We start from the raw sequence: 13,326 nt of genomic DNA, 5'->3' as shown, positions 1-13,326 counted from the left end.
TGATGGCTTGAATCCGACTTAATTAAGCCCGGATATGTGTTTTTGAATGATAATCCGCGTTTGTATTTCGTCATCTACCTCCAGGTTAACCGCATCTTCGCCATCAAGACGGTCGACCAGATCTAATTTAGCTGCTAAAATTTCGGCGCAAATATAATCTTTATTATTTATCAGGGAATTCCTAATTCCCGCATGTTCCAATACTTTCAGGTCTATTCTGTCGGTGACCTCAAAACCGCGTTCTTTGCGCAAATTCTGTATTCTATTGATGAATTCACGGGCAATTCCCTCCTCTTTTAACTCCGGAGTAAGCGTAATATCAAGGGCCACCGTCAGTTTTCCTTCGCTGGTAACTTGCCAGCCCGGGATATCTTCAGAGGTGATCTCCACATCTTCATCAGTAATAATGACCGTTTGATCTAGTACTTCAAATTCAAATTTCTTCTCTGCTTCCAGCGTCTGGATTTGCTCCTGAGTCATTGCTACGATACACGCTGCAACATCTTTCATCAGTCCACCGACCTTTTTTCCGAGTACTTTGAAATTCGCTTTGATCTTTTTGACAAGTACTCCTTTTGTATCATGAATGTATTCTATCTCTTTCACATTTACTTCTGCGAGTATAAGATCCTTTACAGCTTCCACTTTTATTTTGAATGCTTCATCCAGAACAGGTATTAATATTTTATTCAACGGTTGACGTACACGGATATTTACTTTTTTCCGAAGCGATAATACCATCGATGAAATTTGCTGTGCAAGTTCCATTCGTTCTTCAAGCGATTTATCGATGATAGCAATATTCAATTCCGGAAAGTCTGCAAGATGAACAGATGTAGCTTTACGAAGTGAACTTACAGTATTCAGATCACGGAATAAACGGTCACTAAAGAATGGCGCTATTGGTGACATCAATATTGAAATTGTTTCAAGACAAGAATACAATGTCTGATAGGCAGCAATTTTATCATTCGTATATTCTCCTTTCCAGAAACGACGACGACTTAATCGTACATACCAGTTACTCAGATGTTCCGTCACAAAATCAGAGATTGCTCGTGCTGCTCGTGTCGGTTCGTAGTCTGCAAAACTTTCATCAACGATCTTGATGAGTGAATTCAATTCAGATAAGATCCATCTGTCTAACTCTGTTCTGTCTTTAATAGCAATTTCTTTTTCAGAAAAAGTGAAGCCATCAATGTTAGAATACAGAGCGAAGAATGAATATGTATTATAAAGTGTGCCAAAGAATTTACGTTGAACTTCAGAAATTCCTTCGAGATTAAATTTAAGATTGTCCCACGGCTGAGCATTGCTGATCATATACCAGCGTGTAGCATCGGCCCCGTATTTTTCCAGTGTTTCAAACGGATCAACAGCATTTCCAAGACGCTTCGACATTTTATTTCCATTTTTGTCGAGTACTAAACCGTTACTCACAACATTTTTGTAAGCAACAGAATCGAACAACATAACAGAGATAGCATGTAATGTAAAGAACCAGCCGCGCGTCTGATCAACTCCTTCGGCGATAAAGTCTGCCGGAAAAGCTGATTTAAATTCATCGGCATTTTCAAAAGGATAATGCCATTGAGCGTACGGCATTGCACCTGAATCAAACCATACATCGATCAGATCCAGTTCGCGCTTCATTGGTTTTCCCGAAGGAGAAACTAAAATTATATCGTCAACATATGGGCGGTGTAATTCAAACTGGCCACCATTCTCTCTCGCTGTTTTTACGAGATTCGATTTCATGAATCCTGCAGCAACAGATTTTTCAACTTCTGATTCCAACTGAGAAACCGAACCGATACAGATCTGTTCAGAGTAATCTTCATTCGCCCACATAGGAAGTGGAATTCCCCAAAAGCGTGAACGCGATAAATTCCAGTCGACCAGATTTTCCAACCAGTTTCCAAATCTTCCGGTCCCTGTAGATTCCGGTTTCCAGTTGATCGTTTTATTTAACTCAACCATTCTTTCTTTCGCAGCAGTTGTGCGAATGAACCATGAGTCGAGCGGATAATATAAAACCGGTTTGTCTGTTCTCCAGCAATGCGGATAAGTATGTTCGTAGCGTTCAGACTTGAATGCTTTACCTTCTTTTTTTAATTTGATAACAAGACGTTCATCAACGGAAAGATATTTTTCACCGCCTTGTTTTTTTATTTCAATCGCTTTCTCTTCGTCATTGAGATAAGCTTCCTTTACAAATTCTCCTGCGAAGTCTGTTACTTCAGAAGTGAATCTTCCTTGCTTATCTACAAGTGTCAATGAACCGATTCCATTTTGTTTAGCAACACGAAAATCGTCTGCACCAAAACTCGGAGCGATGTGAACGATACCTGTTCCGTCTTCCGTCGTAACAAAATCACCTAGCAATACACGGAATGCATCACCGTCTGTTGGCTGTGCATAAGGTAAAAGTTGTTCGTATCGGATTCCTTCCAGATCCTTACCAACGATTTCACCAATGACTTCGAAAGGAATTGCTTTATCGCCTGCTTTATAATCTTCGAATGAAACTTCAGAATTTTTTTCAGGAAAATATTTATGCAGTAAATCTTTTGCAAGAATTACTACTACAGCATGATCAGTATTCGGAGTAAAAGTTTTTACAGCGACATATTTTATTTTCGCACCAACAGCCAAAGCAGTATTCGAAGGCAAAGTCCATGGAGTAGTTGTCCATGCCATAAAATAAACTTTACCTTCTTCCAGTAAAGAATCCGGCAATTGACCTTTAACCTTTGACCCTTGACCCTTAGCAATCCGAAACATAGCAACCGCCGACGTATCCTTCACCATCTTATAAGTTCCCGGCTGATTCAATTCATGCGAAGAAAGTCCGGTACCTGCAGCAGGTGAATAAGGTTGAATGGTAAATCCTTTATACAATAATCCTTTGTCATAAAATTTCTGCAAAAGATTCCAGCATGTCTCTATGTAATCATTTTCGAAAGTCACATACGGATTATCGAGATCGACCCAATAGCCCATTTTACGGGTAAGATCATCCCAGATATCTTTGTATTTCATCACCTCCTTACGGCAGGCTTTGTTGTAATCTTCGATAGAAATTGTTTTACCGATATCATCTTTACGAATGCCTAAAGTTTTCTCTACTGAAAGCTCGATCGGAAGTCCGTGGGTATCCCAGCCACCTTTTCGTTTTACCTGAAATCCTTTAAGTGTTTTATAGCGGCAAAAAATGTCCTTGATAGAACGTGCCATGACGTGATGAATCCCCGGTAAACCATTTGCAGAAGGCGGACCTTCATAGAAATTAAAGGCCGGACGACCTTCACGGGAAGAAACGCTGGCTTCAAAAGTATTCTCATTTTCCCAGGTTTTCAGGACATCCTTAGCCAGTTCGCTGAGATTGAGTTGGTTGTATTCAGGGTATTTTGACATAATGAACCATTCAAAAGGTCCGCAAAAGTACTAAAAAAGGACCATAATACAGGCATGCTGACTGTAATAATGACTGATTTTCAGCGAAATGGGTGCTATACCAATTGGGTATAAACAAAAAAAAGCCACCTGGAAGGGTGGCTTTAAAATTAAGTAGTGGGGAAATTACTGTTTTGTATATGTTTTTGTAAAAACATAAGTAGTTCCCCCTGTAGTCAGGCTTTCAGTCAGACTTAACGTTGTTTCAGAAAGAGCTGTTATCGGATATTCCTTCGCAACACCTCCGGTAGGAGTTCTTGTTAAAGTTGTTTCACCGCTATTGAATGCCCAAGATCCAGATTCCTTAGTTTGAGGATCACCAGCAGAACATTTTGTTGCACCTTCATCAGTGGTATATGTATTCGTAGTAGTGTATACAGTAATATTATTCAACTCACATGGAGGAATGTATCCGATAAGATTCGTTACTAACCCCGTACCGCCATAATTATATGCTGGATCTACTGAAAACGCAGTAAGTTTCCAGCTTTTATCGATCAATAACGACTTTTTAGAACTTGGTGTAGGAGTTGGTGTAGGAGTTTCTTCGTCTTTCTTACAACCTGCAAATGATACTGTTGCTAAAAGGCAAATCAAAAGGATTTTAGATTTCATTTTAATATTGGGTTTTGGGTTTGAATTTCTGATATTATAAAGTGGCTCGAAGATAGTGTTTTCCACTTTAAATTTTGTTAATTATTTGTATCCTGCCAAAAAACGGAAACCGTATCTTTCCAGCCATAAAAATTATATAATGTCTGATCAGATCAATTCTTCAAAAGCTCCGGAACCGGTTGGATTATATCCGCACGCCCGTCGGGCCGGAAATTTACTTTTTTTATCCGGTGTCGGTCCAAGAGAACGCGGGACAAAAAAAATTCCGGGTGTGGAGCTTGATGCAAACAATAATATCATCAGTTACGATATTGCCGCGCAATGTCATTCTGTTTTTAAAAATGTAAAATACATTTTAGAAGATGCAGGAAGTTCATGGGAAGAAATTATTGATGTGACAGTTTATCTGACGAATATGAAAGATGATTTTCCAATTTACAATAAACTATGGGCTGAGTATTTTCAAAACAATCCTCCATGCAGGACTACTCTGGAGATCAATTGCCTGCCGACACCGATTGGAATTGAGTTGAAGGTGATTGCTTTGGTTAAGTAAGTTGGTCGATCTTTAATATAGTGCCGCATGAAATTTCAGATGGCTGTCGTTTTTTTAACTGAATCAGGTCAAAGGTCAAAGGTTATGACTGCATAATCTTTGACCCTTGACCTTTGACCTGATTGCATTTCCAAAAAGCAACTCCGGTGATAAAACCTTTATCTCTGAAAAAAAAAAATTATTTCCCTACAACCAACTTCCCTGTAAATTCCTGTTTGCCTTCTTTTCTGAGTGAATAAAAATAAACACCGGGCTCTACTGAAATTGAGAAATTGTTTTCGGTTGAAGAAACATTTCTTGAAATGATTTGCTTACCTCTTACATCATAAAGAACAAACTCATAAGTTGAATAGAGATTAGAGATAGAAATAGTTTCTTTATTGAGGAAGACTGTTGGATTTGCTTTTAAGATCTGGTCAATACCTGTTCCCACTGATACGATAAATACAAAATCAGTGGAATCAATTTTAATAAATTCGGCACAATTTCCGATAGAATCAAAAGTACCTTGAAAAAGATTTGCAGTAACATTATACGTACCTGCTGATAGTACTCCAATTGGCAAAGTATCTATTCCGGGGCAAATCACAGTGAGCATTCCCGGACAATGATAATGATTGGTTGTGATATTGTTTCCCGACATAGTAAAATTTTGATTTACAAGATCGCAGGGACCACTGGTAAAAATGTAACTTCCAATCACTGATACGGTGTCCGATTCTGTAGGTTGGGTTGGACTGATTCCAACGTATTGAAAACCTTGTCCGAATGATTGCACGCTTAATAATAAAATTGCGGAGAAGAGAAGTAGTTTTTTCATGACTTTTAAGTGTTAGTCTAACGAAGTTAAAAAATTATTTTAAATCATCAATGTCCGATAAAACATTTTCATATGAAAATTGTTCTATCAGACAGCAGTGATTAATATTATGATGGTTAGAAAAGCCGGAAGTTATTTCCGGTTTTTCTATATTATTGAACTGCCTTTCTGGTTTTGATAATTTTCCAGATAAGAATTGCAGAAATGAGTGTTATTATTGAAAACAGTTTTTCGAAATTGGTCTTTGCCAGTACATTTCCAAGCGTGTTGAGAACAAAAATTACAAAGTAGATCCACAGTATGAAATTCAGCATTCGTTCGTTTATTTCAAGTCTAAGATATTTACCTTTTAGTAATAGAATAAAAATCAGGATCAGGATTATTCCTATAGAAACTGATTCGAAGACATACATATCCCGATCATTTTTAAGTCTGCCTCCCCATGCAATTTCGTAAGGAATTAGTTTTGTGATTATCCCTAAGTGAAAAATTATAGCAAGAAAATTCAATATAAGCATCCAATTCAAGGAGGAATTAATTTTCATATCTTTTCAAATCATTAATATTAAAATTCACTACTGTTTATTGGTCGTCGCTTCATTAGGCTACCAACTCCTCAAATAGTTTTTGCAAAGTTGCATCCAGATCTAAAGAGAAACCGGGATGAGGTCGCGACGTTTGTAAAACGGAGCTTCGAACAGCAGTCAACCAACGGAATCGTGAAGGCACATCCATCTTAGCAATTGGTCCGCCATTATCATCGCCGTTATTTATTTTTTCGAATGCATGCAAGTAACTTTGAATTTGCTCAATGTCCAGTTCGTTCGCAAAGCATTGCAATTTTGAAATATCAAGATGACAACGTGATTTGAGATAGTTCTGTTTTTTAGAAAACAGAACAATGCCCACATTTACAAATTCTTCGCGTTCAACTTTAGGGACAACACGAATCACCGCATATTCATATAAGTATTTCTCTTGCATCTTTTGCGGCTTTTATAAATAGTTCGGAATTATCTCTGCGAATGGTCAGAAATTTAAAATAAGTGTTTCTTATTTCTGCAGGTGATTCATTTGTGTCTTGCCATTGTAACCATTCATCAGGAATAAGATCAGTAATTTCTCTCAGGATCTCATCTGAAAGAATCATCTTGAATTCTTTGTCGACCATATCCAGTTCTCCTGCCTGAGAAAGTAAAACATGATCTTTGATCAGTTCAAAATTACTCCGTGCATGCTTCTCCCAGTTGGTCCATGTATGATGAAAATAAAAAGAAGCACCATGATCGATCAACCAAAGGTCTTTGTGCCACATCAGCATGTTTGTATTTCTGAAAGTCCGGTCGACATTTGTAATGTATGCATCGAGCCAGACAATTTGCGATGCAAGTTTTGTATCAACTGTTGTCACGACCGGATCGAAGGTCAGTGCACCTGATAAAAAATGCAAAGCAAGATTTAATCCCTTACTTGCTTTGAGAAGATCCTGAATTTCTTCATCCCCTTCTGTTTGTCCGAAAGCTTCATCAATATTTGCAAACACTAATTCCGGAACACGAAGTTTAAGTACACGTGCAATTTCACCACCCAGCAATTCAGCGATCAATGCTTTTACGCCATGACCGGCGCCTTTGAATTTGAGTACATATTTGAAATCATCATCAGCCTCCGCCAATGCCGGCAAGGAACCACCTTCTCGAAGAGGCATCATGTAACGGGTGACGTTTACGTTGCGGATGTAAGGGGAGAAATCATTCTGCAATATTAAAATAATTAATTCGAAACGACTTATAAAATTTATACATTATCTCCAAACTCCATTGCGGTTAGTCGGTCATCAAGAAATTCAATTCCACTAATAATTTGCAAGTACTTAATTGGAGCATTCCCATCAAAATAAAAATTTTGCTGATTCAACCATTTAGTAAATTCTTTGTCCGTACCAAAAACCATTTTTCCTTGTCTAAACAAAACATATAAAGCAATTGCATGTTCAGTCAATCGCCATGACAAAATTTTCTTAAAGGATTTGTATGTCCTAAATTTTGCATGACTAATGTCAAGAATACTCGAGATTTCAATATCGCTTAAATTGGAAATTTCCTTTAATGCTGTAAAAAGTTTTTTCGATTCATTCTTACTCGTCTCTAAGCAATCTAACATGCTTCTTGTTCCGGCATTAACAGGTTGCTCAATCATTGGAACAAATTTTTTACCGGATGAAGCTTTCATAATTTAAATTTTAGAACTAACTAAACATAAGAATTATTTTCTACTAATACCAATTAACTTTTTCGTAAATGTGGTTTTTCACAATGAGATTGATAGGTGAAGTTGTCCTCCTAAACCAAGCTCAACTATTTTTGCAATGTGGATAAACGGACTTCCTTTATGTTGTTCTCAATTTTTGAAATATAAGATTTTGTTGTTCCTACTTTTTCGGCAAGTTCAGCTTGAGTCATCCCTTTTTCTAATCGTGCCTCATAAATCAAAACTCCAATTTTAAAATCTTCAAACCCGGCTTCAAGCTGATCACGTTTAATAGTTCCCTTTTTTCCATAATGTTTTTCTTTAAAACCTTCGAGGGTTAGAATGTTATTTTTTTTCGTCTTCATATTCCTGTTTAATTTTTAAAGCTCTTTCAATATGGTTCTGTAAAGATAAAAAATGTTGCACTAAAGTGCAACTGCCATATAATTCTTATATGGGATATTGAAAATAAATTCAAAATTTAGCTATGAGAAAAAAATTCAAATTGGCTACTGTATTGTTAAACTGAAGCCAACTTCTATTCATACGAAGAAAAAAAAGTTCAATTAGCCGACCTCGCCTAGAAACCGAAAAGGTCCTTCCAGGATGACTTTTTTGGCTCTAACATATGCTCAAGGTGGAAAAAAAATCTGCAGGGCCTGCGGCCCGCATATTTTTTTTCCACCTTGAGCATATACAACAAACCGCTTTGTCATCCTGGAAGGATCTTTTCGTTTTCTAATCTTGACTGTATAATCTTAGGGATTTGTACTATAATTTATTTTCTTATTCCTTTACTGCCACCACACACGAACTCCTAAAAACCTCTGTCCCCTTTTCCAGACTAAATGCTTTTGCCCAAATTAAATACCTCCCCGGATAAACAAGTTTTCCTGCATCAGAAAATCCATCCCAGAAGATTTGTCCGGTTCCTGAGACAGTTTGATTGACCAGCAGTTCGCGAATGGGTGACCCATCTTTCGAAAAAATCGACAGACTCAGAATTGTACCCGGATCTTCAAATTGAAAATTGATGGTGAGCAGATCTTCATAACCATTGTTATCGGGAGAAAAGACTTCATTAACAATGTCAATTTTTCCTGAGCCCGGATTTTCACCAACCCAATGCGAATTCGTAAAACCCGGTGTAGCAAACCCGACAGTCGAAGCTGCCGAATGCCATTGTGCATTTTCCGGATCACCGAAATAACCATTTAATCGTTCCAGCGAAACACCGTTTGGAGAATTCAGAAGATAGAAATGCATGTCGTCGGAATACCTGAATGCATCGAGTCGGTTGCCGTCACCATCCCGAAGAACGACACGACCTTCATCAGAATTAAAATCAGGAATGTCTTCCAGTTGGACAATGGATTTTAAATCCGGACAATTGTAAAATCCGGTGACACCGGCCACTGATTTAGTAAACGCCAAATATTCTCCCGGGAATAATATCCGGTGATCGGAACTCAATTGTGATTCATCCTTGACGGAGTTTTCATCATCAGCTTCTGCTTCCTGAATGATCCATTTGTTGAGGTCAATGATCTTCGAAGAACAGTTGAACAGTTCGACAAAATCTTCGCCGCCATCTCGCGGATCAAATAAAATCTCGTTGATCACAACATCACCTATTGCTGCAGGTTGTGTTTTTCCGAAGCGATATTGAATATTAAGATCAACTGCATTGCCGGTACAATCGCGGAGCGTATCGTTAATTTTCAAATGATAAATTCCATCGGCAAATTGATTTGCAAACTCCAGCAGAAAAGAATTTTCCGTGATCTGATTTACGGAAATACAATCATTCGCGACATTATACTTGTCAATAGCTATAAATCCTGATGGAATGATAGTAGAAAAGATAGATTCACTGAATTCTATTTGTAAGCTAAGAGAATCTACAATGTAGAGATTATCTATCCATGGTGTTGTATAATCTGTATGAATTCCGGCAACACTATTGGCCAGACCGGGTGTACCATGTGCCGTGTTTTCAGAAGCTTTCCAATTCGCCTGATCCTGACAAGTGAAGTTTGCGTCGATTCGTTCTGTCGTCCAGCCGCCATCATTCTTGTCGTTATTGTGATAGCTGTCGTCATTAAAAGGAACGGTTTCAATTTCCAGTTGCAACGAATTCATCAACGTCAAGGTATCACCGGAATCGTTATTCAATCCGGGAAAACCTACGACACCAATTCGATTCTGAATTGCCGAAAAAAGCTGATCGTTTTGCAAATCATAAACAACAACGTAATGGTTTGGCTTTAACAAATAATCCGGAAACATTGCATCAGAAGAACCATCAGAAATTGTCCAGCCTGCAAGATTGATTGCAGAATCAGATCGATTAAACAGCTCAATAAATTCTGCATTTGGCAACGGACTTAGCGAAGACATTTCGAAATAGATCTCTGAAATGATAATATCATTCAGCATTCCCGAGCCAATCGGGTGATAGGAAAAAGCGATGCTTGTATCATTCATTCTATTTCCGGCAGCATCCCGGAGATTTTGCAAATGAAGATTCAGTTCATCGCCCACAGTAAAATGCTGCGGGAAGAAAAGCATGATTGAATAATCATTAAGTGAATCAATCGTCAATTGAGAAGGATTACCGATTGAAATGATGTTATAATTTGCAAACGTATTTGCACTTGCGAAATCAATCTGCTCTGAGAACTGCAGTTTGATGGTAGTATCAGTTGGAATTTCGATAGAAGTACAACTCGGCTTTTCATCATCAGGAATAAATTTTCCGGCATAGACATCATCGAAATAAAACCGCTGGAGATTTCCGGAAGTGTAATTACAATCGAGGAAAAAATAATCTGGAGCGGGATTACCGGGATCTGATCCTGACGCTATTTGTGAATAATTGCCGGTTAGATTTTCATCAGCAAAGACTTGCCATAACCCGGAAGGGAATCGCAAAACCCGGATCTGAATTTCAAAAGCGGCTGCAATCTGTCCATCGGTTCCACGGCAAACAGATGTGATCACAGTTCCGGATTGTCGGAACAATTCGATGGCATCATTTGACAATGACTCGCCCAATTGAAGAAAATAACCGCTGACGGAAGACTGAGAATTATTCGTATCGGCTGCCAAATAGATCCGGCAATAGTTACCGGAAGAAGGAGCGAAATCGAGTTTGGTTTTGATCCGCCATTCCAGCGTGTCATTATAATTCATGTTAATGGGGACAGCTAAAGTCGAATTACCTACAATCGCAGAATTCAACTGCAGCATGCCGCTGGAATTGACAATAAAATCTGCACTATCACCCTGCCATTGCGGATTTGAAGTAAAATCGCCGTCGGTAAAATTGTCGGCGAGCTGAGCATTTGACATTGTAACCAGCAAAGAAAAAATCAGTATGAGGAGGTTCTGCATTGGAGCGATTGCTTAATTTGCAGACAAAATTAGGGTGCTGAAATCGGATTCGTAACCCCATAAATGCTGGATAATAAAAGAACCTTATGAAAGTAGCAGTAGTCGGTGCAACCGGAATGGTTGGACAAGTAATGTTGAAAGTTTTGGAAGAACGCGATTTTCCTGTCGACGAATTGATCCCTGTCGGTTCTGACAAATCGATCGGCAAAGAAATTTTCTTCCGAGGCAAACCGTACAAATGTGTTTCAATGGCTGATGCTGTATCGATGAAAGCAGACATTGCTATCTTCTCTGCCGGTGGTAGCCCTTCATTGGAATGGGCACCAAAATTTGCAGCCGCAGGAACAACTGTCATCGATAATTCCTCCGCATGGAGAATGGATGCAACAAAAAAACTGGTTGTACCGGAGATCAATGCACATGTGTTGACGAAAGAAGACAAGATCATTGCCAATCCGAATTGCTCGACGATTCAAATGGTAATGGTGCTGAATCCGCTGCACAAAAAATATAACATCAAGCGTGTTGTTGTTTCAACCTATCAGTCTGTTTCCGGTACAGGAAAAAAAGCAGTTGATCAGATGCTGAATGAACGTAATGGCGTGAAAGGTGAAATGGCATATAAATATCAGATCGACATGAATGTTTTACCGCAGATCGATGTGTTTCTCGACAATGGCTACACAAAAGAAGAAATGAAAATGCTGAACGAGACGCGCAAGATCATGGGTGATGATTCAATTCGTCTGACTGCAACAACAGTTCGTGTTCCCGTCAAAGGCGGACATAGTGAAGCAGTGAATGTAGAGTTCACAAATGATTTTACAGTTGAAGATATCCGTTCGATATTGAAAGACACAAAAGGTGTGATCTTACAGGATGATGTTTCCAATCAGCAATATCCGATGCCACTTTTTGCAGAGGGAAAAGACGATGTCTTCGTAGGAAGAATCCGTCGTGACGAATCGCAAGCGAACACAGTGAACATGTGGATCGTTGCAGATAATTTGCGCAAGGGTGCGGCTACGAATGCTGTGCAGATTGCGGAGTATCTGGTGAAGAATAAATTGGTCTGATTGCAGGTTTTAAGTGGTAAATGTTGGCGCCAGTTTATGTCGGCGGTTGGTATTTTTGACTGACACTGTAGATGGCACATATTTAACCCCGGGGGCGCGCTTCAAAAAATGAAACGGTCCTTGCAAAGGATTAACAGTAAATTGTGTTGTAATTGAAATAAAAATTATCTGTAAATGTAAGTTTGAGTTTAAGTGCAGGATTAAAGTGCTGGCTTGATAGAAAAATGGTGAATACATATTTAACCCCGGGGGCGCGCTTCATCAATTGAAACGGTCCCTGCAACCAATTCAAAATAAACTGGAATAGAAATTAAACTGAATTAGAAAGTGAAATAGAAATAGAAAATGCTTAGCAAACAAAAGGCTGACGCCATGCAGAAAGTCCCCAAGTTTTCCCCTGTCTGCATGACTATCCGCCGAGGCGGACAGCATTTTTAAATAATCAAATGACTATAATAAATTTGAAATTCGTTACCGCATAAATGCCGGTTCTTTTATTAAACAACAAAAGAGATATTTAAACTTAACATTTCAAAATGATTAAAATATTTTTTACGCAATTTTTATTTCTCCTCTCAGCACAATTTTTATTTGGGCAAAATGCATTTCATACTGACACATTATTTGTCACAGGAAAAGTAAAATCAGAATGGTCCTTTCCAATTTCCGCTATTAAAGAATACAAGAGTGACTTACTTGGTGATGTCAATACCAGTTGTTCTGCAAAGCAGCGGGAAGATTCCAAAGGTGTGAAAGGTGTTTTAGTAAAGACTCTGTTAGATACTGTTGAGTTCGATTATGAGAACCGGAAAATGCTGAACGAATTTTATTTTAAGTTTGAGGCAGTCGATGGTTATACTGTTGTTTATTCCTTCAACGAAATCTATAATACAGAAACCGGCAATCATCTTTACATAGTTACTGAGATGAATGGAAAAGAGATGGGTGAAATTGAAAATAGAATACTTTTTGCTTACTATGAATGATCTTAAAACAGGGAACAGGAATATAAAAGGATTGAAGAGGATAGTTGTTTGCAGGGCAGAATAGTTTTTATAAATTCTTCTGAAAGTGAAGATTCTTCATTTGGTTGAGGTTGTCTTTTGTTCCTTTTTCAAAGATCATTCATTTTATATTTTACCTGCATCATCATGTAT

General features: G+C 38.3%; 11 protein-coding genes and 1 pseudogene. 3 read left to right on the top strand and 9 right to left on the bottom strand.

From position 1 onward, the window contains the following. Positions 1-18: 18 nt before the first annotated feature. Complete coding sequence (locus tag IPL24_17500; GenBank protein MBK8365393.1) at positions 19-3,417, bottom strand: isoleucine--tRNA ligase; 3,399 nt, start codon at positions 3,415-3,417, stop codon at positions 19-21. A 165-nt stretch (positions 3,418-3,582) separates the two neighbouring features. After that, positions 3,583-4,071 (bottom strand): lipocalin family protein, encoded by a 489-nt coding sequence (locus IPL24_17495; protein ID MBK8365392.1) that lies wholly within the window; start codon positions 4,069-4,071, stop codon positions 3,583-3,585. Positions 4,072-4,210: 139 nt separating this feature from the next. On the opposite strand from IPL24_17495, the gene IPL24_17490 reads away from it, so the two are divergent. Further along, positions 4,211-4,627, top strand: a complete 417-nt coding sequence (locus tag IPL24_17490; GenBank protein ID MBK8365391.1) for a RidA family protein — start codon at positions 4,211-4,213, stop codon at positions 4,625-4,627. A gap of 178 nt (positions 4,628-4,805) precedes the next feature. Here the strand turns inward: IPL24_17490 and IPL24_17485 are convergent, their stop codons facing one another. The 7 genes and pseudogenes from IPL24_17485 to IPL24_17455 all read right to left on the bottom strand — a co-directional run bounded on the left by IPL24_17485 (position 4,806) and on the right by IPL24_17455 (position 11,093). Next, positions 4,806-5,447 (bottom strand): T9SS type A sorting domain-containing protein, encoded by a 642-nt coding sequence (locus tag IPL24_17485; protein ID MBK8365390.1) that lies wholly within the window; start codon positions 5,445-5,447, stop codon positions 4,806-4,808. A 152-nt stretch (positions 5,448-5,599) separates the two neighbouring features. Next, complete coding sequence (locus IPL24_17480) at positions 5,600-5,992, bottom strand: hypothetical protein (GenBank protein ID MBK8365389.1); 393 nt, start codon at positions 5,990-5,992, stop codon at positions 5,600-5,602. Between the two features lie 55 nt (positions 5,993-6,047). After that, positions 6,048-6,431 (bottom strand): DUF3037 domain-containing protein, encoded by a 384-nt coding sequence (locus tag IPL24_17475; GenBank protein MBK8365388.1) that lies wholly within the window; start codon positions 6,429-6,431, stop codon positions 6,048-6,050. Continuing rightward, the gene (locus IPL24_17470; protein MBK8365387.1) at positions 6,409-7,158 is read right to left on the bottom strand and encodes an aminotransferase class I and II; all 750 of its coding nucleotides are present in this window, start codon (positions 7,156-7,158) and stop codon (positions 6,409-6,411) included. Before IPL24_17470 ends, IPL24_17475 begins: the two co-directional genes overlap by 23 nt. An 86-nt stretch (positions 7,159-7,244) precedes the next feature. Beyond that, positions 7,245-7,679, bottom strand: coding sequence for a DUF2384 domain-containing protein (locus IPL24_17465; protein ID MBK8365386.1), 435 nt, complete (start codon positions 7,677-7,679; stop codon positions 7,245-7,247). Positions 7,680-7,757: 78 nt separating this feature from the next. Continuing rightward, positions 7,758-8,062: pseudogene (locus IPL24_17460) on the bottom strand (helix-turn-helix transcriptional regulator). A gap of 421 nt (positions 8,063-8,483) precedes the next feature. Further along, entirely contained in the window at positions 8,484-11,093 is a 2,610-nt protein-coding gene (locus IPL24_17455) for a lamin tail domain-containing protein (GenBank protein MBK8365385.1), read from the bottom strand. An 86-nt stretch (positions 11,094-11,179) separates the two neighbouring features. On the opposite strand from IPL24_17455, the gene IPL24_17450 reads away from it, so the two are divergent. After that, entirely contained in the window at positions 11,180-12,169 is a 990-nt protein-coding gene (locus IPL24_17450) for an aspartate-semialdehyde dehydrogenase (GenBank protein ID MBK8365384.1), read from the top strand. 536 nt (positions 12,170-12,705) lie between these two features. Then, the gene (locus tag IPL24_17445) at positions 12,706-13,155 is read left to right on the top strand and encodes a hypothetical protein (GenBank protein MBK8365383.1); all 450 of its coding nucleotides are present in this window, start codon (positions 12,706-12,708) and stop codon (positions 13,153-13,155) included. The last annotated feature ends 171 nt before the right edge of the window (positions 13,156-13,326 follow it).

It is taken from the genome of Bacteroidota bacterium (assembly GCA_016711505.1).
GTDB lineage: Bacteria > Bacteroidota > Bacteroidia > AKYH767-A > 2013-40CM-41-45 > JADKIH01.
This window is presented reverse-complemented; position numbering and strand designations above follow the sequence as displayed.

Bases quoted from the DNA above. Each gene is read 5' to 3' on its own strand.
- IPL24_17475 (MBK8365388.1), bottom strand. From the start codon at position 6,431: ATGCAAGAGAAATACTTATATGAATATGCGGTGATTCGTGTTGTCCCT.
- IPL24_17495 (MBK8365392.1), bottom strand. From the start codon at position 4,071: ATGAAATCTAAAATCCTTTTGATTTGCCTTTTAGCAACAGTATCATTT.
- IPL24_17470 (MBK8365387.1), bottom strand. From the start codon at position 7,158: ATGATGCCTCTTCGAGAAGGTGGTTCCTTGCCGGCATTGGCGGAGGCT.
- IPL24_17455 (MBK8365385.1), bottom strand. From the start codon at position 11,093: ATGCAGAACCTCCTCATACTGATTTTTTCTTTGCTGGTTACAATGTCA.
- IPL24_17480 (MBK8365389.1), bottom strand. From the start codon at position 5,992: ATGAAAATTAATTCCTCCTTGAATTGGATGCTTATATTGAATTTTCTT.
- IPL24_17490 (MBK8365391.1), top strand. From the start codon at position 4,211: ATGTCTGATCAGATCAATTCTTCAAAAGCTCCGGAACCGGTTGGATTA.
- IPL24_17450 (MBK8365384.1), top strand. From the start codon at position 11,180: ATGAAAGTAGCAGTAGTCGGTGCAACCGGAATGGTTGGACAAGTAATG.
- IPL24_17500 (MBK8365393.1), bottom strand. From the start codon at position 3,417: ATGTCAAAATACCCTGAATACAACCAACTCAATCTCAGCGAACTGGCT.
- IPL24_17465 (MBK8365386.1), bottom strand. From the start codon at position 7,679: ATGAAAGCTTCATCCGGTAAAAAATTTGTTCCAATGATTGAGCAACCT.
- IPL24_17485 (MBK8365390.1), bottom strand. From the start codon at position 5,447: ATGAAAAAACTACTTCTCTTCTCCGCAATTTTATTATTAAGCGTGCAA.
- IPL24_17445 (MBK8365383.1), top strand. From the start codon at position 12,706: ATGATTAAAATATTTTTTACGCAATTTTTATTTCTCCTCTCAGCACAA.